Here is a 23,169-nt window from a genome sequence, read left to right on the forward strand (position 1 = left end):
TATATTAGGAAGAGATATGCAGCGACTGACCCAAACGCAACGCCAGACTCTGAAGTTTTCTCCTTTGCAAATTCAGATGCTGAATTTACTGGGACTAAATACACTGGAACTGGAACAACGAATCAAAGATGAACTGGAAGAAAATCCGGTTCTCGAAGAAGGTGTGGAAACTCCAGAGAATACCGAGGACGGGGTTGATAACTCAGATGAATTTCAAACAGATTCGAGCGACTTGCCCACCGACGATTTTCGAGACTGGGATGAGTTTGCCGATGATGATATTCCAGAATATAAAACTCGTTCAGATAATTTTGCCGCAGACGAAGATTTTTATACCTCTCCCATGGTTCAGCAAAACACCTGGCGAGATGAGTTAAAAGAACAAGTCAGTACCATTGATCTGAACGAACGCCAAAGGCTGATTGCTGAATTCATTATTGATTCGCTCGATGACGACGGTTTTCTCAAGTACGACGCTTACAATCTGGCCGATGATATCAGTTTTACCAATAATATATGGGTAGAAGAGTCAGAAATTGAGGAAATTATTCCCCTGATCAGGGCTTTGGAGCCAGCGGGTATCGCTGCCCGTGACTTACAGGACTGCCTGTTATTACAACTGGAACGCAAGCCTCATACGCCCGAAAATCAACTGAGCCTTGATGTAGTGAGGAAACACATGCATGAACTGGCGGGGCGTAATTATGAGAAGATCATGCGGGTGATGGATCTCGATAATGAACAGCTCAAGGAAGTGCTGTCCATTATTGCTCATCTCAATCCGAAACCCATCGTTGGCGGGCAGAATAGCTCTCTACAGGTGAATGAAAACATTCTCCCGGAATATTTTGTAACGAATGATGGCGGTCATTTTGAAGTCAATCTGAACGGTAGGGATTTACCCAGTATCCGTCTAAGTAAATCGGTGATTGAAATGGCTGAGTCCCGGAATAAAAACGACCGGGCTACTTCGCAGTTTGTAAAAAGTAAATTAGCCTCCGCCCGCTGGTTCATTGATGCGTTAAAACAACGCGAACAGACCATGCTTAATACCATGCGGGCCATCATCGAATTTCAAAAAGATTATTTCCTTACCGGGGACGTTCGTCAGCTTAAACCCATGATTCTCAAAGACATTGCGGATCGAATCGGAATGGACATTTCCACTATTTCCCGGGTTACCTCAGGAAAATATGCTCAAACGCCTTTCGGGATTATCCACCTGAAGGACTTATTTACCGAAGGTGTCAAAAACGACGAAGGGGAAGAAGTCTCTAACCGGGAAATTCAACAGGCCATCGTTGAAATCATTGAAAAGGAAGATAAACAATCCCCCTATACCGATCAGCAAATTCAGGAGGTGTTGGCTGAAAAAGGTTATCCCGTTGCCAGACGTACAGTTGCCAAGTACCGGGAACAAATGAATATTCCTATTGCTAAAATTCGAAGAGAGCTGTAGGGAATTTTGAATGAGTGAAGGATAGAATGAGTGAATCGAGCTAAGAATTAGGTCTCTGATTACCTAAGCTATTTCAAGGATGACGTAATTTCTGTTATAGTGTGGTAATTTCTTTTCAGCGATTGTAATCTATTATAAAAAAGCGAGGAATTGATTACAAATCAATTCCTCGCTTTTTTATTCACTCATTCTATCCTTCACTCATTCAAAACTAAAAAAGGCTCTGCTATTGCTAGCAGAGCCTTTTTACTTATCAAATAAGACTAGTTACTATCTTCTTCTAGGCTTACCTTTTTTCGCTTTACGGCCTTCTTGTTCGATGATACGTTGTTTCTCTTCTTCAGTAATCTGACGAATGCTGGTTTTAGAGATGATGTATTTGCCTTTCGAACGGGTGATGTTTACTTGGTAATCACCTAAGTGACGAACCACTTCACCTTTAGAGTTAACCTCATCGATTTCGTAGATAGCTTTGAAGTATTTAGGACGCTTCATTTCGGCTACCAGAGCATCGAATTGAGATGGCACTGCGATTTCGATATCGTCTTTCAGTTCTTCGAAAGCGTTCAGTTTCGCTTGCTCAAGCTCAGCAGTGTAAGTTCCGTAGAGCGTACGTTTGCGGTACGTTCCGCTTGGCTGACGAGTTCCGTCGCAGTAGCAATAGCACTGAACTGAATCACGACCTACCACTGTCGAGTAATAAGCAGAAACTTCAACTAAACGGTGACGGAAACGAGTTTTCTCAGCAACTTCAACAACGGCTGGTTTCTCGAAACCGAAGCTAGCAGTAGCTACTTCTGAGATACAACGTCCGCATTTGTTATCACGCTCTGAGTGAACTGTTACGTAATACAGCGTAGTTTCAGATAAGCTGTCACCAGGCCATTTCAATTCTTCAGGCCATTCGAAGCTTCTTTCTGACGTGTTTTTCAGTGAGTAAACAATCTCGTCAGAAACGGCTGACTTCTTGTGAACATTTACCGTGTAAGTTTCGCCAGGCTGTGAGCTTCCGCTTTCCCAAGAAATTTTAGGATAAACGCCAGCTGTTCTGTTAGAATCTACGATGGTCAAACCGTTGATTTTCTGATCGCCTAACATTACGCTAGGAGTCGTTGGAGCAACGCAGGTAGGACATTCCGCAGGAGCCACTTTAACCAGTTCGGTACGGTTGAAAGATTTCTTCAGCGATAATTGAAGAGCCCAGCCACCATGCTTACGCTGGAATTCATAAATACGAGCTACGTTTCCGCTGTAGTCACCACGAGTGAAGTAGTCTACCTTCGTATAGAAACCGCTGATTTGACCACCGCCATACCAGTTGTTACCTAAGGGGAAGTACGCACCTATGTGACCTCTGATACCAGGGTGAACCAGGTTATCAGTTGGATGGAACATCGTTAAAAGAGTGTTAGATCTTGTATCGATTGCACCAATAACCGCAGACTCTGTACGGAACACACCTACACGAGCAGCAGCCTCGATGAAGCTACTTTGTGGCTTTTTAGTCAGATCGTAAGAAATAACAGGCCCTACTACTAAGAAATAATCTTCTGAACGACGTTTTCTCAAATCCATCGATTCACGGGGAACCGTTGGGTGAGCGTTGTAAAGAAAATCTTTGTAAGAACCACGAACGAAGAAGGTTTGCCATCCTAGTTCAGCTCCTAAACCGAATTTGAAACGGTTTTCGGGTTTGAAGAAGTAATCTGCTCCAACGGCTACGTTTAAACCAAATCCATTAAAAAGTGATTTGTCACGGGGATCAACAAACGTTCCGTCCCAAGTTCCGCAATAGGCAATACCAGGTCCGAACGGAAGCGATATACGCCAAGGAGATTTACTTAATACAGGAAAGTAAGTAACGGTATCGCAAGCACTTAACGTGTCTGCATTTACCATCGTGATAGATGATTGATTTTTTAAAGCCTGTTTTCTCCACTCACGTAAGCTGATACGATCATTTTTAGGAGTAGGATTGGTCTGAGCTGTGGCTTTGAATTGGGTTGAACAAAATAAGATTGCTAAAATCCCCCACCCCATGCACAACGAGCGGTAGATACTTCTCATAGTTTGTGTGTTTTTGTTTGATAAGTCGCTAAACAACAGCAATGAAGTACTTTCTCAAATATACGGAGAAATTTCACATTCAGTTCTCACTGTAAACTACAGTAAAGCTTCACAAAGTAAACTAAGGAAAAGGTACAATGTTCAACCGAACGCAATATTTCTTCAAGAAAAATCTTCAGGCTATTTTCTATAATAAGCGTGCCAGTATTATAAGTTATTCAGGATGAGCTACTTTTCTATATAGAACTTCTTATAAATATATTGAATTAAAAACCAGTACCTAAGCAGGTTAATGCTCAAGTACTGGTTTATTATTTTTTAAATTATTCTTTTGTACCCATCTCAGCTACAAAATATTCCCGGTTCATACGGGCAATATTTTCCATACTGATTCCTTTAGGACACTCAGCGGCACAGGCTCCTGTGTTGGTACAGGCTCCAAAACCTTCTTCATCCATCTGGGCAATCATTTTCTTGGCACGGGTAGCACTTTCCGCTTCTCCCTGTGGTAATAAAGCCAACTGAGAAATTTTAGCCGAAGTGAACAACATAGCCGAAGCATTCTTACAAGCCGCTACGCAGGCCCCACAACCGATACAGGCCGCTGCCATGAAGGAAGCATCTGCATTCTCTTTTGGAATGGGGATGGAGTTAGCATCCTGAGCATTACCAGTATTCACCGAAATGAACCCACCCGCAGAAATAATGCGATCAAAAGAACTACGGTCGGTTACTAAGTCCTTGATAACAGGGAAAGCCTGTGCACGCCAGGGTTCCACTACGATGGTATCGCCATCCTTGAAGCTACGCATGTGTAGCTGACAAGTGGTTACTCCCTGTAATGGTCCGTGAGGGCGACCGTTAATGTACATAGAACAAGCTCCGCAAATACCTTCGCGGCAATCGTGATCAAAAGCTACAGGCTCTTTTCCTTCTACGATCAGTTGTTCATTCAATACGTCGAACATTTCCAGGAACGACATATCTTCGGAAATGCCAGAAAGCTTGTATGATTCCATACGGCCTTCTGTTCTGCTATTTTTTTGACGCCACACCTGGAGCGTCAGATTCATGTTACCTTCCATTGTTTCGTTAACTTTTTCTGTTAACCAGATTATTTGTAGGAACGCTGAGCAATCTTAATGTTCTCGTAGTTGAGTTCTTCTTTGTGAAGTTCCCAAGCCGAATCTCCCTGGTATTCCCAGGCTGATACGTACATGTATCCTTCGTCATCACGTCTGGCTTCGCCTTCTTCCGTCTGGTATTCTTCGCGGAAGTGACCTCCACAAGATTCATTACGGTTCAGAGCATCCAGACACATCAGCTCTCCTAACTCAATAAAATCAGCAACGCGGTTTGCTTTGTCCAGTTCAGGATTGAACTCATCCGCGTCACCCATTACTTTTACATTCGACCAGAATTCTTTTTTCAGAGCTCTGATTTCCTGAATAGCTTCCTTCAGTCCTTGCTCGTTACGAGCCATACCACACTTATCCCACATGATCTTACCTAACTCTTTGTGGTAAGCTTCTGGAGACTTGGTTCCTTTGATAGCCAGCAGTTTCGTGATACGATCTTTAACCTCTTTCTCAGCTTCTACGAAAGCTGGGTGATCTACTGAGATCGCCTTTGTACGGATTTCGTTAGCCAAGTAAGCACCAATGGTGTAAGGAATAACGAAGTATCCATCAGCCAGACCCTGCATCAAAGCAGAGGCTCCCAGACGGTTGGCACCGTGATCCGAGAAGTTGGCTTCACCTAAGGCGTAAAGACCAGGAACGGTAGTCATGAGGTTATAATCAACCCATAAACCACCCATGGTATAGTGAACGGCAGGATAGATACGCATAGGCACCACGTAGGGATCTTCACCCGTGATCTGCTTATACATATCAAAAAGGTTACCGTATTTTTCTTTGACAACGGCTTTACCCAATTCCAGAATCTGGTCATGGGAAGCATTGTGAATACCTCTTTTATTAACCTCTCCTTTACCATAACGCTCGTAAGCAGCATAGTAATCCAGGTAAACGGCCATTTTAGAAGTACCTACGCCATAACCCGCATCGCAACGCTCTTTGGCAGCCCGGCTCGCAATGTCACGAGGCACGAGGTTACCAAACGCTGGGTAACGACGCTCTAGGTAATAATCACGCTCGTCTTCAGGAATCTGATCGGCGGGGCGATTATCATTCTGTTTTTTAGGAACCCAGATCCGACCATCGTTACGCAACGACTCTGACATCAGCGTCAGTTTCGACTGGTGGTCTCCTGAAACGGGAATACAGGTAGGGTGAATTTGGGTAAAGCAAGGGTTACCGAAGAATGCACCTTTACGGTGAGCTTTCCAGGCAGCCGTTACGTTAGAGCCCATGGCATTCGTTGACAGATAGAATACGTTACCGTATCCACCTGTACAAAGTAATACCGCGTGACCGAAGTGACGCTCTAATTCACCTGTTACCAGGTTACGGGCAATGATACCACGACATTTACCATCGATCATGACGATGTCCAGCATCTCATGACGGGTATACATTTCAACCGTACCCGCTCCTACCTGACGTTGTAAGCCAGAGTAAGCACCAAGTAACAACTGCTGACCTGTCTGACCTGCTGCGTAGAACGTCCGCTGTACCTGGGTACCCCCGAACGAACGGTTGGATAACAACCCGCCGTATTCACGAGCAAAAGGCACACCAGCCGCTACACATTGGTCAATGATGTTACCGGAAACTTCAGCTAAACGGTATACGTTTGCTTCACGAGCCCGATAATCACCACCTTTAATGGTATCGTAGAATAAACGGTAAACAGAGTCACCGTCATTTTGATAGTTTTTTGCCGCATTGATACCACCCTGAGCCGCAATAGAGTGAGCCCGGCGAGCAGAATCCTGGAAGCAAAAAGCTTTTACTTTGTAACCTAATTCGGCTAGTGTTGAAGCAGCCGAAGCACCAGCTAAACCCGTACCAATGATGATTACTTCAATGCTACGTTTGTTAGCGGGGTTAACGAGCGGTACAGTCGAGCGGTATTTCGTCCACTTCGATTCCAACGGCCCGTCGGGTATTTTGGCATCCAATTTAGGTGATGTTGCCATGGAATTAGTTCAGTTTATATACTCCGGAAAAACGCTCCGGTCTGAGTTCTAAAGGAATCGGAGTTCAGAAGCGAGAACTTATGCTCCCAAACTTTTAATGTAGAAATAAACAGGCATTGCGGCAAACGCCAGGGGAATACCAATACCAAATACCCACACCCCCACGAAACGGATCAGGGGATTGTATTTGGGGTGATTCCAGCCTAAGGTTTGGAAGGCACTCTGGAAACCGTGTACCAAGTGATACGCCAATGCCCACATTCCTAACAGGTAAAAGGCTACCAGCAAAGGATTGGCGAAAGCAGCTTTGGTTTCTGCGTACAGGTCTTTAACAATCGTTACCCGTGTTTGCGTATCCTCGCGTACGAATTCTTCCATTTTACCCTTGATGGCGGGGCCATTGTAGGCAGATGACGTTACTTCACCCGTAGTCATACTTTGCTCGTACTGACGGTAAGGCACCTCGCCAAACTTGTACTGCCACCAGAAATCGTGCATGTGAACCACAATGTAAAGCAGCAGGATCGTTCCGAGGATAGCCATGTTACGGCTAGCCCAGGAGCTCTGGTTGTGTACCACCACGTAACGCTGAGGTCCACGGGCTTTGCGGTTTTTAGCCGCCAGCATCAGACCATCAATGGCGTGGAGAAGAATGAACGCGTACAAGCCGTAGGATACTACTTTAATCGGAGGAAATGTCGTCATGAAAACGGCATACTTGTTAAAGCCTAATCCTTCATCGCTATGGAACAATTGAAAGTTACCGCTCACGTGTACAATGAGGAAGACGCTTAAGAAAAGCCCCGTCAAAGACATGATAAGCTTGCGGCCCAGCGTACTAGAAAAAGTTTGTGTGACCCAGGACATCGTTTTTTGACTCGAAGAACAGTTAAAAATAGAGGGAACTATCCCTAATTAGCCCTCAAAACTACGGCACAAACGGTAGGCCGCCAAAGTGGATTCTTGATTTTTTGCTAATTAAAAATACCTTTTGCTCGTGAAAAGCGTTCAGATGTTGAAATTGGCATCGTATCCAACTCGAGGCGGGCTCCGTTTAGAGGACTGATATCGGGAACTATTTGCTCTTAAGTTAAACCTATACGGTGTTGAAAAAGTTGTTAGGACGAGGAGTATTTTGCAAAATATCTACTCCTTAAAATAGACCTTTACAACCTCGTTGGAAGCTTTACCTTTGTTCACTTGTTGTGTTGTATTCTATTGTTTGTACCCCTTTATCCTAAGTATCCGTATCGATCTTGATTATACCTGCGTAGCATGAGAACCCTTTACCGTTATTTTGTATTACTGGCCATTACTATCTGTGGACTAGCTCACTCAGCCTGGGCTACTCACGTTCGGGCCGGTGAGATTACCTCCCGCCGTATTTCATCTACAGCCCTTACCTATGAACTTACCCTAACGATTTATTGCGACTGGGCTAACGGAGCAGATGCCACGCGAAATACTGCCGGTTCGGGTGTTAATTTCTGTTTTGGTGATGGTACTCCGGTGCAGAATACGCCTTTGTTTACTCAGGGCTTACCCAATGGTGGTATCGTAGATGTAGGGAATGACACCCGACGACTGATTTTCAAGGTCATTCATACGTTCAATGCTCCCAATACCTATACTATATCTGTTGGTATTGATAACCGAAATAGGGGCACCATCAATATTACGAATGGAAACTCTGAGCAGTACCCTTTCTACGTTGAATCTACTCTGGCTATTAACTCATTTCTGGGCTTAAACAGCACGCCTGTCATGTTAAACCCACCCGTAGATTTCAATGCCTGCGTGGGTCAGCGTTACATTCACAACCCCAATGCAGTAGATGCGGACGGAGATAGTTTAGCGTACAGAATTACTCAGAATAAAACTACTAACGTAGGTGAATCCTGTCGCGGTTTCCTGGTTCCCAGTATTGTTTATCCTAATCAGGTGCCTGGTTGTAATGCCCAAAACGAAGCTGGAACCGGAGCCGCTACTTATAGCATCAATCCTGTGACGGGTGATCTGGTTTGGGATGCCCCCCGCTGCGTCGGTCAGTATAACCTGGCTTTTGTCATTGAAGAGTGGCGAAACGGTATTAAAATCGGTGAAATAACCCGTGACATGCAGATTACCGTGCGAGATTGTCAGAACAAACGTCCTACCATTGAAGTACCCGGAGACATCTGTATTGAAGCAGGAAAAGTGGTAAACTTTACCGTTCGCGGAACCGATCCTGACAATAACCGCGTCATCATTTCCTCTACCGGAGCCGTTTATCAACAAAATCCAGCTCTCATTACAGCTCCTTTTGCTACGTTTACCGTTCCTTCTACCATTCAGAGTTCACCCGGAACGGGATCATTCAGTTGGCAAACCAGTTGCGATCACATCCGGGCCTTGCCGTATGAAGTCTTGTTTAAAGTAGCCGATCAGCCCGGTTCGGTGCAACCCTATCTGGTAGATAGCAAAACGGTTAACATTCGCGTAGTAGCCCCCGCTCCAACAAACTTACAGGCAGTAGCCAACGGAACAGCGTATAACTTAACCTGGGCAGCCTATCCCTGTCAGGTAGCTGGTGCAGAAATTGTTATTTATCGAAAAGTGGGATGTACTGCCCTTACGCCCAACCTCTGTAGCCCTGGACCACCTCCGGGTTATACCGAAGTAGCTCGCGTACCTGCTACACAGACCTCGTATACGGATAACTCAACCAGTTTACGTCCTAATACAGTCTATAGTTATCGGATCGCTGTTTCATTCCCTGGCCCCAACAACCTAACCCGTTTCAGTAGTACTTACTCGAATGAGTCTTGTCAGGCTTTACCTAAACAGGCAATTTACATCACGAACGTTACCGTTGATGAAACCAGTACTACTGCCGGACAGATCACAGTAAAATGGACTCGCCCAGAAGTGACAGGTACGCGTGAGTATCGTATTTTCCGGGCTACGGGTTTAAATGGTACGGGTTATACCAGAGTAGGCACGATTACGACTAATTTATCAGCTCCTAAAACAGCAGACACCGTTTTCGTAGATCAGGGTTTGAATACGGAAGCGAATGCCTACCGGTATCGGGTGGATTTATATACAACAGCAGGGGTACGTTCAGATTCTTCGCAGGCGGCCAGTAGCGTTCGTTTGAGTGGAACGCCTCAATCGCGGTCCGTTCAATTGAGCTGGCAGGCTAATGTTCCCTGGAGTAACGACAACCAGACGCACCGTGTCTACCGTCAGGTAAGACCCGGCGTGTTTAACCTGATTCAGCAGGTAGCAGTCACCGGCTCTGGTTCTTATACCTATACTGATAATGGCCGCGACAATGTTACTTCTGATGGCGACATCAGTACTACGCTTTCACCGGATTCGACGTATTGTTACCGCGTTGAAACGGTAGGCTCTTACAACGATAATAGCATTCATCCAGGCTTGTTGTATAACTTCTCACAACGTCTGTGTCTGACACCAACGGATACTACTCGTCCTTGCCCGCCGGTGCTTTCGCTGAATCTGCTCGATTGTGCCAGCTATGTTCAGGGCACTTGTGAGGAAGCTCCTTTCCGCAATACGCTAAATTGGACTGATGCCACAACAGGGCCCAACGGAGCAGCTTGTGATCCCAACATCGTACATTACAACGTTTATTACAAACGCTACGAAGACACGGGTGATTTTGCTAAAATTGGAGAAGTGCCTTTCCCAAGCCGCATCTATCTGCACGAAAACCTGAGCAGCTACGCGGGTTGCTATTACGTGACAACCGTGAACCGGTTTGGCGTGGAATCATTACCCAGTAACACGGTTTGTAAAGACAACTGTCCTGACTTTACCTTACCGAATGTAATCACGCCTAATAATGACGGCAAAAACGATACCTTTGCACCCATCCGTTGTCCTCGCTTCGTGAAAGAAGTTCGCTTCCGGGTGTTTAATCGCTGGGGTGTGAAAGTCTATGAAAGCAACGATAATCCTCTGATCCAGTGGGATGGCCGTACGGATAGCGGTAAAGAACTAGCCGCTGGAACGTATTACTTCGAGGCTCAGGTTCGGTACGAACGCCTGAATAAAGCCGAAGAAGATCGCCCCGTAACGTTGAAGAGCTGGGTGCAAATCATTCGCTAATCTGATTCATAATTTAGTAACGAAAAAAGGAACTGCTGGGCGGTTCCTTTTTTCGTTAGCGAACGATTCTTTTGCCGAAATTGTCCCTGAAGAAATGATGCATTCCTTATGGCGGTAATTCTTTTTGATGGCGTTTGTAACTTTTGTAATTCCACCATTAATTACATCATTGACCACGATGAGGGTCGGCATCGGTTTGCTTCCTTACAGTCGGAATTTGGGCAGGAGTTACTGAAAAAGAACAAGCGTTCCATCATCAATTTTGACAGTGTTATTCTTTGGGAAGACGGCTGTTTATACGAAAAATCAGAAGCGGCCTTACGCATTGCTAAACATGTAAAAGGCTGGAAATGGCTCTGGGCATTCCGGTTTTTACCCCTTTTTCTCCGGGATAGGGTTTATAATTTAATAGCCCGAAATCGTTACACCTGGTTCGGAAAACGCGAAGCCTGCCGACTTCCCAGTCTCGAAGAACGGGCCCGTTTTGTTGGATAAGCCCAGTTCATCCTATTTTTGCGGTCAGAACAAACTTATCAGCATGAAAGCTTATGTTTTCCCGGGTCAGGGATCGCAATTTTCGGGAATGGGGAAAGACCTCTATGAATCTTCAGAAGAAGCCCGTATTCTTTTCGAAAAAGCCAACGATATTTTAGGTTTCCGCATTACAGATATCATGTTCAATGGTACCGATGAGGAACTGAAGCAAACGAAAGTAACACAACCGGCTATTTTCCTTCATTCCGTTATTCTGGCAGCCATCACGCCCGACCTGAAGCCTGATATGGTGGCAGGTCACTCTCTGGGTGAGTTCTCTGCTCTGGTAACGGCGGGTGTTTTATCATTTGAAGACGGCGTATCACTGGTTTCGAAACGGGCTTTAGCCATGCAGAGAGCCTGTGAAATCACGGCATCTTCAACGATGGCAGCCGTATTAAGTTCGCTTCCTGATGAACAGATAGCGAGTATTTGTGAGCAGGTGATGCAGGAAACGGGTGAAGTAGTGGTTGCCGCTAACTATAACTGTCCCGGCCAGTTGGTTATTTCCGGCTCGCAGGAAGGCGTTCGTATCGCCGGTGAAAAACTGAAGGAAGCCGGAGCTAAACGCGTGTTGCCCCTGCCCGTTGGCGGAGCCTTCCACTCACCCATCATGGAACCCGCCCGTGAGGAACTAGCAGCCGCCATTGAAGTGACGCCTTTCCACACCGCAAAATTCCCCATTTACCAGAACGTAAATGCCCTGCCTGCAACTCAAATCGACGCTATTAAAGCCAACCTCATTGCCCAATTAACGGCCCCCGTACGCTGGACCCAGTCCATTCAGGCCATGCGTGCCGACGGAGCAACGCTGTTCGTAGAATGCGGCCCAGGCAAAGTATTGCAGGGTTTAGTCAAAAAAATTGACGCTTCTGCGGAAACGGCTGGCGTGTAAAAAAAATTCAGACTAAAAAACATTCGTATTCAGTGAGTTAACCAAAAATGATCATTTGAATGTGAAATTATTTTTAGTGAGGACTTGACAAGGGTGAAAAAATGCCCTTATCTTTGCACCACCAAAACGGAAATGACCGATGGTGTAATGGTAACACAGGAGATTTTGGTTCTCTTATTCAGGGTTCGAATCCTTGTCGGTCAACAAGTCCAATGGACAACCCAGCTACGAAACTAGCTGGGTTTTTTCTTGCCTATACTTCAATAGTCTCCGCGTTTTGTCCCCCTTTTCATTCTTCGTATTTTATTTCTTTTGGCACCTCAGAGGCACGCTCTTTCCTCTCTAGTCATACCCTTTTTCGCCTTGATTAAGCTTTGGATATTTCTAGTCAGGCTCAATTAGAAGCAGCCTTAGCCACGGTGGATGAATTAATGCGGAAAGGAGAAAAGAATGTCACTTCTGAAGAAGCTTCAACTATCCGAGAGCTAGGTCAGGCCATTCAGTCTTACGAACGTCAGATTTACACAATACCTGCTCCAACTACGCTTTTGGGAATGATAGAATACAAAATGTATGAAATGAAACTCAAACAAAAAGATCTGGCTCAAACCTTAGGCATGAGTCAGGCTAAACTCTCTTTGATTATCAACGGACGACAAAAGCCTGATGTAGAATTTTTAAAAGCTTTACATGAGAAACTAGCTATTTCAGGGGACTTTCTCTTAGAACATGCTTAATAGAATATAGCCCTATTAAAGTCTAATCCCTTGAATGAGCTTCTTTCTAAATTAAACACCCTTGATTGGAGTGTATAATCTCTTGTCGGTCAACAATAGAAAAACCCCTCAGAACTTAATCTGAGGGGTTTTTCTATTGTTTAAAATTCTCAGGCATTCACCTGAGTTTTCCTATGGTCTTTCGGTACTTAATGCCGTTTCTCTTGATATGGGTTGCAGACGTTGGCTGGGACGCTGTCTCAGGTACTTGTTCCAGGTGTAAATCAGGGCTCCGGAAAGGGCTACTACAACCCCTGCGGTTACGGGTAAGATTTTCATAAAAATCGTTTTAAAGGGTGACACAATAGTTAGAAGGCATTGCCTAACACAGGGCTTTCTCAAAATTAACGTGCCAAAAGCCCTTTAAAACGATTCTTTTTGCTCAAACCTACCCAAACCATTGCTGATTGATTTTGCCCAGATAAGGCGAGGTTCTAAGGCCACTGACCAGTTCCAGCAGTTCGGTTCCTACGTTGGGATATAGATTTAACGCGGCGATTTCCCTCAAAGGCTTCCAGACCACTTCCTGAGCTGTGGTTTCAGCAGGATTAATGATTGGGATTCCACCTACGAGTGTTCCGGCGAAAACGCAATGCAGAACGCCCTGTTTCAACTGGGGTACTAATACTTCACCCATCACTAATAGCCCCTGCACTTCAATCTCAATGCCTAATTCCTCGCTCAGTTCCCGAATGAGCGTTTCAGGCATCGTCTCGCCGGGATCTGGATTTCCGCCGGGCAACTGAAATACATCTTCCGCTCCGTAACGATAGCGGGTTAATAACACGTGTTCATTTTCTACAATAACAATCGCAGGACGTACTTTCATTTTACCATTCTAAAGTTTGATCGTTTCAGGTTTGATGGCTTGAAAAGTAATAGATATTCCCTCAAACCTTACCCAAATTTCAGACCTGAAATTAATTTTATCCCCCTAAACTACCTAAACCTTTTGGGTTAAAATCTGATTTTCATAACAGGAAGTCCGACGGTAAATGAGATTAATCAAAAAATCCTGCGATTTTCCGTAAACTTGTATCCCAATAGAAGCTCCTTTTTTCGTTACTAGTCCGTTCGGCTGTCCGAGTGATGCTTCAACACGCTTTATATTTTCTATGGCCATTTACATTAATACCCGATCCCGAAAAGACCTGATTATACACATCTTACTGGTGATTGGTATTGTCCTGACTTTATTTCTTGGATTCTTTTTTCTGTATCTGCCTTGGTCCACCAATCACGGCCAGAGTATTACCGTACCCGATTTGCGGAAGTCGAATCTGGAAGATGTAAAAAACACGCTCAGCGAGCGGAAGCTGGAGTATATCGTCTCCGATTGCACTTTCGTTCCCGGAGTTCCACCTTTTACGGTTCTCTCGCAGTATCCTTTTCCTAACTCACTGGTTAAAGAAGGCCGTAACATTTACCTCACGGTGACGATGGCCACGGCTCCCATGATTCGAATGCCGGATCTGGTTTCAACCAACACGAGTCTGCGAAGTGCCTTGTCTCTTCTGAGAAGTGAAGGTTTACAGGAAGGTAATATTCGTTACATCCCTGATATTGCCGAAAACGCCGTACTGGAACAGCGATATAATGGGCAGAAAATTGAACCCGGCACCCTTATTCCTAAAGGCTCTAAAATTGAACTTGTAGTGGGTAATGGCATTGGCAATACCGAACTTGACGTACCTAACCTCATCGGTGTTTCCCTCGATGAAGCGGAGTTAATCATTAAAGGCTCTGATTTACGGGTGGGAACTGTCCTGTATAAAGACGTTCCCGGAGCCGTTCGCGGAACCGTAGTTGAGCAACGCCCCGCCCCTGGTATTGGTGGCAAAATTCACGTGGGCGAAATCATTGACCTCTGGATTGCGGGCAAACCTGACATGGACACTGGTGAAGGAGCAACCACCCCTGAAAATCCTTAAGTTATCTTTTGCCCTCAACCCGGCAGTACGTTTCAGCTATGAATTTATTTTTAAAAATAGGCCGTGTCCTGCTGCTTATCATACCTCTTTTATCCGGGATCAGGAGCCTTGCCCAGGCTCCTTTTCAGGTTTTCCCCCTCACGCAGGCTCAGGAAAATGGCAGCCTACGGGGAGCTCGCACACAGGCCGTAAGCTTACCTTTTTTTGATGATTTTTCGATTACTCGAACGGGCATTCCAGACCCGGCTTTATGGGCATCGGGTGGTGGTACGGTGGTGAATAATACCATGGCCACAACCCATCCTTCTTTAAACATGGTGACCTTCGACGGCCTGAGACGCGACGGTACTCCTTACGATTTTAGTAACCAGTACGCTCAAGGATTGAGTGATTCACTTACCTCCCTGCCCATCGACCTTTCCTCGTACTCCATCAGAGACTCGCTTTACCTGAGTTTTCATTGGTTGAGTAAAGGGCTGGGCGATCAGCCAGACTCGGATGATTCCCTGCGGGTGCAATTCCTAACCAACGGTAACTTATGGCAAACGGTCTGGGTTACGAAGGGCGGACAGGTCATGAACGAGTTTGCCATAGCCATGATTCCGGTGAAAGCCGCTCTTTATCTGCACGCTGGATTTCAGTTCAGAATCGAAGCCTTTGGTCGGAAATCCGGGCCATTCGATGCCTGGCACGTAGATTACGTTTATCTGAATCGGGGTAGAAATAGTAATGACCGTTACATTAAAGACGTCTCCATTCGCCGCTCCATTAGCTCGTATCTGAAACATTACCGGACGATGCCGCTGGCTCATTACCTGATCAATCCGGCAGCTGAAACGGCAGACACCATTTCAACAGACATCACGAATCTTTTTAATAACAATAACTTTACGACCTTACGTTTTCGGGCTCAGGAAATGACCACAAATCAGCAGATTCAGAATTTCACGCAGACCATTTCCGAAAATATTCCCCAATTACGTTCGCAGGAAAAATTCGTTCGTCCCACCCCCTTACCTGCTTTTGGCGGAACCCGGGCCGTTATTCGTACTACGTTTGACATTCTTACCACTGACGACCAGAATCCCAGCATTCCCGGAGTCGATTTACGGAGAAACGATACGTTATCTTCCACCACCGAACTTTCCAATTACTTTGCCTACGACGACGGCACTGCTGAATATGCCGCTGGTATTAATCAGAAATACGGTTACGTGGCGGTGCGGTTTATTCTTCGCAAAGAAGACGTAGTTTCGGGCATTCGCTTTCAGCCCATTCGCTACAAAACCGATATTACCAATCAGTCGATAGCCGTTTATGTCCTTCAAAATCAAGGCAATAAACCCGGACAAACGATGACTCGACAGTCTTTTGCTATTCGGTATCCATCTGATCCACGAGGGTTTGTGGAAATGAAATTTCAATACCCTCCTGCCGTAAAGGACACGTTCTGGCTGGCTTATCAACAGCTATCGGATGATGTAGTAGCCATTGGACTGGACAAAAATACCCCTCAGTTTGCCAATCAGATTTATTACAACCTGGGCAATGAATGGGTCGGTAATACCACGCTGGCAGGAACCCTACTGCTTCGACCGGTAATGGGAGGGCAATCCAGTGAACTGATAACGGGGGTGGAAGACATTTCGGAAGACCAGCTCATGATTCATCCCAATCCTTCGGCTGGACCCATTCGCTGGAATTTAAGTGCATTTCGGTCCATCGAAGTTTTTGACGTTTCTGGACGTCGATTGTACGCCAACTCTAACGCTACGGATTCCACGGCGGATCTTTCCGGTTTACGAAGAGGACTCTACCTGATTCGTTTATCCAATGGTCGGCAATCATTTGTGAAGAAACTCGTGATAGAGAATTAATCGTCTTTCATCCAAAGCCGTTTTTTCGCTGGCAGTCCATCCTAAGGGTAATCGCTTTAGAGAACGAAAACCGGAGCGTTCATTACCTTTACTTGTCCCAAAGCATTACCCAACTTACTTTCATTCATCGCTCTCACATAAGCCAAAATAAGTTCTAAACCTTTCCTTATCTTATTTCTGGTTTTTGAAACATTTTGCTTGCTTTGCACTTTATACCTCTCACAGCTGTTTTGAATCTGAACAGGCTTAAAACCCCTTTTCTCATTCAACAATTAACTGACGAACACATGGATATTTCAGTGCAGGAGCTCAAGGAGCGTCTCGACAAAGGAGAAAAAATCAACCTGATCGACGTTCGTAATCCCGATGAATACGAAGAGCAAAACTTAGGCGGCAGACTAATTACTTTAGGCGATCTACCCGATCATCTGGACGAGCTAGAGCCTTTAAAAAACGAAGAAATCATTATTCATTGTCGTTCAGGGGCACGTTCAGGACGGGCTCAGCAGTTTCTCGAAAGCCAGGGTTTCACGAATGTTCGTAACGTTCTAGGTGGAATCTTAGCTTATAATGAGCTGGAATCTAAATAATTATGATTAATAATTTGATACCTCTTTAGACGACTCTAGAGAGGTATTTTTCTTTACGCACATAAGGATGGAACCTATCAATGCCTCTACCTTGAAAAGCCGGCTTCAGGCAGGCGATCCCCTTCAGATTCTGGACATTCGCACGCCTTACGAACGGGAGAATTTTTCCATCGGCGGTCTACACATTCCGCTGGATGAGTTACTCTTACGCGTGCATGATATTCCCGATTCCTGGAAGAATGAAGAAATCGTAGTGGTTTGCGGAACGGGGCTACAAAGTGCCATCGCCGCTCGGGTATTAGCCAAACAGGGTTTTACGAATATCCATAACCTGGAAGGGGGCTTACAGGCGTATGCCGTTGTGTAAGGGTTAATGAACGGCTACCGCAATTTTCGAGTCAGCCGTCCCATAATATAGAAACCACTTCTTTTTGAAGTACACCAATCCTTCCAGAAACACGACGTTATTTACCTGCCCAGTTAACTCGTAAGGTTTATCAGGAACGAAAAAGGGTTCGTCCATTCGGGCCAGAATCTGCGTCGGATCCTGTCCGTTCATTAAGATCTGACCTGCCTTATATACCAATGCATTTTTCTTTTCAGGCATGGGTCGGGCGGCGTTGTAGATCAGTAGAATGCCCTTGTCAGTTATTAACCCATAAGGACCGGGTTCTACTAACTGACCATCAAACTTATCAGGACGGGGCCGTACAATGGGCTTCAACGTTCCATCCGCTTCGGTTAGAGGTTCCCAGTGAATCAGATCATCGGATTGAGCCAGAAACAGGTTGGTGTCGCCAAAGTACATCCAGAACTTTCCATTTATTTTTTCAGCAATCACCTGATCTCCTTTTTGCCGGGCGACAATGGCTCCCGATTTTGACCATGTGTTCAGATGCTTTCCTTCGCCCAGAACCGGGCCGTGTTTAGTCCAGTTTCGCAAATCTTTGGACGTAGCCAGCATCATCCGGGCTGTTTTACCATCGTAAGCCGTGTAGGTCATTATATAACCACCCTGCGGGCTTTCAACAATGCGGGGGTCTTCCGTACCGCCTTCCCATTCGTATTTTTTCTGAGCGTCATTGCTGGGATAAAAAATGGGGTGTTTTTCTTTTTTAAAGTGTAGCCCATCTTCACTAATGGCTAATCCCAGTCGTGAAACCCCGGCATATTTCCCCAGTTTATCCTCAGCCCGATAGATCAAATGCACTTTTCCCTCCCGCACGACTGCCGCCGGATTAAACACGTCTTTTTCTTCCCACTTCACTTCTTTCTTCCAGATGGGATCAAAGAACGTTTCATTGGGCGTTGGAACCAGCACCGGATTGAGACTATCTACTTTTTCGAAGGGCAGTAAGGCCCAGTCCGAAACGGTTAATGAATCGGTAGCAGTTGATTCTGTTTTTTGAGTAGCATTTCGGCAGGCTCCCAGTGAAATCCCAACCAATAAAATAATATACAGACGTTTATTCATAGTTGTAGTAGGTAATAATTATGTCTGCAATAACACTAATAAACACAATTATCTACTACATAAATACTATAAAATTCGTCCTACCCATTGGTCAAGAGCAGGATTCGGGTGTAGGATAAACTGGTCAACCTGACCGTAATCAACCTTAATTTTAAAAATATTAGGGAGTGGAACGCCAATCAGATTGGCCCAGATGCAGCGTAATACCCCCGCATGCGTAACGATTGCTACGCGTTCGTAAGATTGTTGGCGTAATTCTTCCAGAAAGGCCTGAACCCGGTTACAGACCATTTCCAGGCTTTCTCCTCCGGGCGGTTGAACCCGAACAAAATCATTCATCCAGTCGGTTACTTCCTTTCCCTGCAAATCATTCCATAACTGCCCTTCCCAATCGCCGAAATTGATTTCCATTAATCGCTTCTCTTCAAGTAATAAAGAACCGGGAATCTGCTCAGCGAGCGTTACACAACGCTTTAACGGACTAGTATAAACGACATCAAATGGCTTTGTGAACTGCCTGGTAATCTGCTGAATTTCCTGATAATAATTTTCCGATAAATCCACCTCCCGTTGACCGTAACACATTCCTTTGGTATTATGCACGGAAGTGTGCCGTATTACAAACAAATCCATATGGCGTAGATACCCAGATAAAAAACTACTTCGCTAACCTGCTGAATCGCCCCGAGGCAATCGCCCGTGTAACCGCCAATCCATTTCTTAAAAAACCAGCTCAGCATTACTTTCGAGCCATAAGCCCCTAAAACAGCCAGAGCAAGCCAATAACTAGGCAGTAAAAAGAAGGTCAGGCCCGTAAATAAAACGCCTGGGAACAAGCCCTTCCAGCCTATACGACTCGATGTTGCGGCCCCTGATTTACTACTGGCTTCATCACGAACGTATTCGTGCGTTTCAGCGGCTATAGAGGCTATTAATCGGCTACTAATTTGCCCACAAAAGATGGTACTCCAGATGAGAGGCTCGGAAAGGGTAGCAATTTCTACCAGGATCAGGTATTTGAGACTCAATAACAGCCCAATACCCACGACACCGAATGTCCCCACCCGGCTGTCTTTCATGATTTGAAGAATCTGCTCTTTACTCCAGCCGCCGCCAAAGCCATCGCACACGTCAGCAAAGCCATCTTCATGGAAAGCTCCGGTCGTTAGTACACCCGCACCCATGCTTAAGAGAAGGCTGATGTTTTTGGGAAAGATAAGCGTACTACTGAAGTAAACGGCCAGCATAATGGCTCCAACGATTCCCCCAATCATTGGAAAATATTTACGAGACTGCCGCATTTGTTCGGGTCCATGCCCCACCCAGGCGGGGCATGGAATCCGGGTATAAAAAAGTACCGCCGTTAATAGGATTCGTAACTCATGTATCATTCTTGTGCGAAGAAATGCCTGCTTCGTTAAAGGTGGACATCTGATTCAGGAAAGCTACTGCACTTTTCAATAAAGGATATGCCAACGCACAGCCCGTGCCTTCTCCCAACCGTAAGTTCATACGAAGAAGCGGCTCCGCTCGCAAAAAATCAAGCAGAAGGCGATGTCCCTGTTCAGCCGACTGATGACAATAAATCGCATTTTCCAGTACATCAGGCTGCATTTGGCTGGCAATCAGCAGAGCAACGGTAGAAATAAATCCGTCGACTAAGATTATCATTTTTCTCGAACGGGCCGCCCGAATGGCTCCCACCATTTGAGCAATTTCAAACCCACCATACGTTTGAAGCATTTGGTAAGGGTCACTGCAACTCCCATTTACCCGGATGGCTTCCTTCAGAACCGTTACTTTTCGTTGTAATTGTTCTGGATTAACGCCAGTCCCTTTCCCTACGCAACTTTCAATGGGAAGGCCAGTAGCCATGCTCATCAATACACTCGATGAAGACGTATTACCGATTCCCATTTCCCCAAAACCAATCACATTGGAACCTTTATCGTGCAGTTCATTCACAATCATGGCTCCTTTCTCCAGACAAAACCGAAGCTGTTCTGAACTCATCGCTGGCCCTTTCAGGTAACTATTTGTACCGTAACCAGCTTTGGCGTGAATCAATTGCGTTTCTTCTGAGAATTCGGCATTCACACCCGCATCAACCACGTATAACTCCAGCTCATTCTGGCGGCAGAATACGTTAATAGCCGCTCCTCCTGCCAGAAAATTGAGCACCATCTGATAAGTTACTTCTGCGGGATACGCACTTACCCCTTCCTGAGCAATGCCATGATCTGCCGCGAAGACTACCAGAGCGGCTTTTCGTAACTCTGGCGTTTCGGTTTGCTGTATACAGGCCATGCGGAACGCCAGAGTTTCCAGCTGGCCTAAAGCTCCTAAAGGCTTGGTCTTATGGTCAATTTTATATTGTACTCTTTCTTCGAAGGACATAGGATCGATTATCTAATCTGCTAAAAATCAAACTTTAAGCCTATGTTGAAATTACGCCGACGGGTGTTATACCCGTAAACCTCAAAATACTGCTTATCCGTAAGGTTACGAACGTCACCGTATAGTTTGACGAAAGCATTGAACTGATATTCGGCATATACATCCAGTGTGGTGTAAGCGGCTAAGTCTACTATTCCAAGTCCGTAAACCTGCTCCTGACGTTTGCCCACACTTCGCACTGCTAAGGAACTGAAGAAGTGTTTTGTGAACTGATAGCCAACGGTTGCATTGCCCATCACCTTCGGAATTCGGAAAAGATTAAATGAGCTGGAGTCTCGACCATTAACCGTTTGAGTCACCCGACCCGTTACATACGTTAAATTACCCGAAACCACTAAATTTTTAAAGCGACTCGATACTTCAAATTCCAGCCCATGATCATTCTGGCGACTATAATTCACGTACTTACCGTAGGGTTCAACGCTTAATGACTGAAAAGCAATCACGTCTTTAATAGCCCGGTCGAAATAAAGAGCTCGTATAAATGATCGTTTATCCGTAGCAAATAACTGAACACCAGCCTCCAGCGAACGACTCATTTCGGGCTTCAAATCTTTGTTACCATACGGCGAATACAACTGATACAAGCTTGGGGCCCGGAATCCACTGGAAAGGTTAGCAAAGAATTTTACCTGATTGCTTAAAAGATAAGAAGGATTGATGGAATAAGTTGCGTTACTACCGTATAAGGAATGATGGTTATAGCGTCCGCCCAGTTCCAGAGCAAAGCTGGAATCGGTTCGAATCAAAGCCGTGGCATACGCACTGAATAAAGTTGTTTTCGCTAGATTTTTCTCTAAAGATGGAGCATAAGGATTGGTTTGAGCTGTATTCTGAGTCCGCAGATCAACCCCGGTAACGAGAGTTAACCAGCTAGTAGTCCGCCAACTGTTATAGATTTCTGCAAAATGACTATTTCCCTCAAACGTGGACTTGTCCTGAACAGAATTACGTTGGAAAGCCGAGAACGCATAATTTGCCGTCAGTTTTCCAGAAGCATAACTATAATCTATCCCTGTTCCGGCCAGTTTAAAGGTGTTACGGTAATTATAGCTGGGATCATCGGTTAGGGCTCCGGCGTCAATTTCATTTTTATACCCCGAATACAGGCCCCGTACCTTCCAGATTAGATTGGGAGAAAGATTAATACCGCCGTTTAAGAGAACGTTATCCTGCCAGAAACCATCGTTATCAAAGTTCTGATTTCCTTTCGCATCATATGCCGCCGAAAATCCATCGGAACGCAATCGGGTATATTGAGCATTGAAGTAACCTACTTTTGAAGCTCCATTCACACCGACGGTTCCCCGGAAAATACCATAACTTCCGGCCTGAACGGTGGCATGGCCTCCGATGGGTCGATACCCTTCTTTTTTAGTAAAAATGTTAATTACCCCAGCTACCGCATCCGAACCGTACAGGGTAGACTGAGCTCCCCGAATGATCTCAATTCGTTCGCATTCCCCAACCGAAAGCAGATTGAGATCAAACGTGTTATTAATCTGAGAGGGATCATAGATGGGTAAGCCATCGAGTAAAATCAGGGTGTTCCCTCCACCGGCTCCGCGTAATGAGACGGTCTGATTGGTTCCCAGCGGCCCCTGAGCCCCAACGATCATAACCCCGGCCTGACGGGTTAATAACTCCCCAAGCGATTGAGTAGCGTATTTTTGTAAAGTTGAATCGGTAAGAACGGTAACTACTTTACCCGTTTGGGATAATTTTTGTCCGGTACGATTGGCGGTGATGGTTACTTCTTCCAGTTGGGTATCCGGTTTTTGAGCCCAGACCTGCAAAGTTGTAATCAGGAGAAGAAAGGTAATTCTGGTAAATGTGTTCATGACTCCACTAATGATTAAGTAAGGAGTCTTTCGTAGAAAAGTGAATAGA

General features: G+C 45.4%; 20 protein-coding genes and 1 tRNA gene. 10 read left to right on the forward strand and 11 right to left on the reverse strand.

Annotated elements, in window-relative coordinates:
* Window positions 1-16: 16 nt before the first annotated feature.
* Window positions 17-1,459, forward strand: coding sequence for an RNA polymerase factor sigma-54 (gene rpoN, locus QE390_RS01895; RefSeq protein WP_307140882.1), 1,443 nt, complete (start codon window positions 17-19; stop codon window positions 1,457-1,459).
* 270 nt (window positions 1,460-1,729) lie between these two features.
* On the opposite strand, the gene QE390_RS01900 is transcribed toward rpoN, so the two are convergent.
* From QE390_RS01900 to QE390_RS01915, 4 genes are all read right to left on the reverse strand, one after another.
* Window positions 1,730-3,526 carry a hypothetical protein gene (locus QE390_RS01900; RefSeq protein ID WP_307140883.1) on the reverse strand — a complete coding sequence of 599 codons (1,797 nt, stop codon included), beginning with the start codon at window positions 3,524-3,526 and terminating at the stop codon, window positions 1,730-1,732.
* A 323-nt stretch (window positions 3,527-3,849) separates the two neighbouring features.
* Complete coding sequence (locus QE390_RS01905) at window positions 3,850-4,599, reverse strand: succinate dehydrogenase/fumarate reductase iron-sulfur subunit (protein ID WP_307140884.1); 750 nt, start codon at window positions 4,597-4,599, stop codon at window positions 3,850-3,852.
* 41 nt (window positions 4,600-4,640) lie between these two features.
* The gene (locus tag QE390_RS01910; RefSeq protein WP_307140885.1) at window positions 4,641-6,629 is read right to left on the reverse strand and encodes a fumarate reductase/succinate dehydrogenase flavoprotein subunit; all 1,989 of its coding nucleotides are present in this window, start codon (window positions 6,627-6,629) and stop codon (window positions 4,641-4,643) included.
* Between the two features lie 78 nt (window positions 6,630-6,707).
* On the reverse strand, window positions 6,708-7,496 hold the full coding sequence (locus QE390_RS01915; RefSeq protein WP_106638526.1) for a succinate dehydrogenase cytochrome b subunit: 789 nt from the start codon (window positions 7,494-7,496) through the stop codon (window positions 6,708-6,710).
* Window positions 7,497-7,904: 408 nt separating this feature from the next.
* On the opposite strand from QE390_RS01915, the gene QE390_RS01920 reads away from it, so the two are divergent.
* The 5 genes from QE390_RS01920 to QE390_RS01940 all read left to right on the forward strand — a co-directional run bounded on the left by QE390_RS01920 (window position 7,905) and on the right by QE390_RS01940 (window position 12,911).
* The gene (locus tag QE390_RS01920) at window positions 7,905-10,745 is read left to right on the forward strand and encodes a gliding motility-associated C-terminal domain-containing protein (RefSeq protein ID WP_307140886.1); all 2,841 of its coding nucleotides are present in this window, start codon (window positions 7,905-7,907) and stop codon (window positions 10,743-10,745) included.
* A gap of 108 nt (window positions 10,746-10,853) precedes the next feature.
* Window positions 10,854-11,240: a thiol-disulfide oxidoreductase DCC family protein gene (locus QE390_RS01925; protein ID WP_307140887.1), complete on the forward strand. Its 387-nt coding sequence runs from the start codon at window positions 10,854-10,856 to the stop codon at window positions 11,238-11,240.
* Between the two features lie 43 nt (window positions 11,241-11,283).
* Window positions 11,284-12,174: an ACP S-malonyltransferase gene (gene fabD / locus QE390_RS01930; RefSeq protein ID WP_307140888.1), complete on the forward strand. Its 891-nt coding sequence runs from the start codon at window positions 11,284-11,286 to the stop codon at window positions 12,172-12,174.
* A gap of 133 nt (window positions 12,175-12,307) precedes the next feature.
* Window positions 12,308-12,378: transfer RNA gene (locus QE390_RS01935), tRNA-Gln, on the forward strand.
* Between the two features lie 170 nt (window positions 12,379-12,548).
* Window positions 12,549-12,911 (forward strand): type II toxin-antitoxin system HigA family antitoxin, encoded by a 363-nt coding sequence (locus tag QE390_RS01940; RefSeq protein WP_307140889.1) that lies wholly within the window; start codon window positions 12,549-12,551, stop codon window positions 12,909-12,911.
* 171 nt (window positions 12,912-13,082) lie between these two features.
* Here QE390_RS01940 and QE390_RS01945 read toward each other — a convergent pair whose 3' ends face one another.
* Together QE390_RS01945 and QE390_RS01950 are read right to left on the reverse strand one after the other, a co-directional pair.
* Window positions 13,083-13,229, reverse strand: coding sequence for a hypothetical protein (locus tag QE390_RS01945; protein WP_157830203.1), 147 nt, complete (start codon window positions 13,227-13,229; stop codon window positions 13,083-13,085).
* Between the two features lie 109 nt (window positions 13,230-13,338).
* Window positions 13,339-13,779: an NUDIX domain-containing protein gene (locus QE390_RS01950; protein ID WP_106635342.1), complete on the reverse strand. Its 441-nt coding sequence runs from the start codon at window positions 13,777-13,779 to the stop codon at window positions 13,339-13,341.
* Between the two features lie 286 nt (window positions 13,780-14,065).
* Here QE390_RS01950 and QE390_RS01955 point away from each other — a divergent pair, with 286 nt between their 5' ends.
* From QE390_RS01955 to QE390_RS01970, 4 genes are all read left to right on the forward strand, one after another.
* Entirely contained in the window at window positions 14,066-14,881 is an 816-nt protein-coding gene (locus tag QE390_RS01955; protein ID WP_106635340.1) for a PASTA domain-containing protein, read from the forward strand.
* Window positions 14,882-14,919: 38 nt separating this feature from the next.
* Entirely contained in the window at window positions 14,920-16,758 is a 1,839-nt protein-coding gene (locus QE390_RS01960; RefSeq protein WP_157830202.1) for a T9SS type A sorting domain-containing protein, read from the forward strand.
* 287 nt (window positions 16,759-17,045) lie between these two features.
* On the forward strand, window positions 17,046-17,348 hold the full coding sequence (locus tag QE390_RS01965) for a rhodanese-like domain-containing protein (protein ID WP_106635337.1): 303 nt from the start codon (window positions 17,046-17,048) through the stop codon (window positions 17,346-17,348).
* Window positions 17,349-17,415: 67 nt separating this feature from the next.
* Entirely contained in the window at window positions 17,416-17,715 is a 300-nt protein-coding gene (locus tag QE390_RS01970) for a rhodanese-like domain-containing protein (protein WP_106635336.1), read from the forward strand.
* A gap of 3 nt (window positions 17,716-17,718) precedes the next feature.
* On the opposite strand, the gene QE390_RS01975 is transcribed toward QE390_RS01970, so the two are convergent.
* The 5 genes from QE390_RS01975 to QE390_RS01995 form a co-directional block, all read right to left on the reverse strand.
* Window positions 17,719-18,822 (reverse strand): glycoside hydrolase family 130 protein, encoded by a 1,104-nt coding sequence (locus QE390_RS01975; RefSeq protein ID WP_307140891.1) that lies wholly within the window; start codon window positions 18,820-18,822, stop codon window positions 17,719-17,721.
* 66 nt (window positions 18,823-18,888) lie between these two features.
* Window positions 18,889-19,407 carry a histidine phosphatase family protein gene (locus QE390_RS01980; RefSeq protein ID WP_307140892.1) on the reverse strand — a complete coding sequence of 173 codons (519 nt, stop codon included), beginning with the start codon at window positions 19,405-19,407 and terminating at the stop codon, window positions 18,889-18,891.
* Between the two features lie 32 nt (window positions 19,408-19,439).
* Entirely contained in the window at window positions 19,440-20,213 is a 774-nt protein-coding gene (locus QE390_RS01985) for an adenosylcobinamide-GDP ribazoletransferase (protein WP_106635333.1), read from the reverse strand.
* The gene (cobT, locus tag QE390_RS01990) at window positions 20,203-21,219 is read right to left on the reverse strand and encodes a nicotinate-nucleotide--dimethylbenzimidazole phosphoribosyltransferase (RefSeq protein WP_106635332.1); all 1,017 of its coding nucleotides are present in this window, start codon (window positions 21,217-21,219) and stop codon (window positions 20,203-20,205) included. The genes QE390_RS01985 and cobT overlap by 11 nt, the downstream gene beginning before the upstream one ends.
* 20 nt (window positions 21,220-21,239) lie before the next feature.
* On the reverse strand, window positions 21,240-23,120 hold the full coding sequence (locus QE390_RS01995) for a TonB-dependent siderophore receptor (RefSeq protein ID WP_307140893.1): 1,881 nt from the start codon (window positions 23,118-23,120) through the stop codon (window positions 21,240-21,242).
* Between the last annotated feature and the right edge of the window lie 49 nt (window positions 23,121-23,169).

It is taken from the genome of Siphonobacter sp. SORGH_AS_1065, from assembly GCF_030818595.1.
Lineage (GTDB): Bacteria > Bacteroidota > Bacteroidia > Cytophagales > Spirosomataceae > Siphonobacter.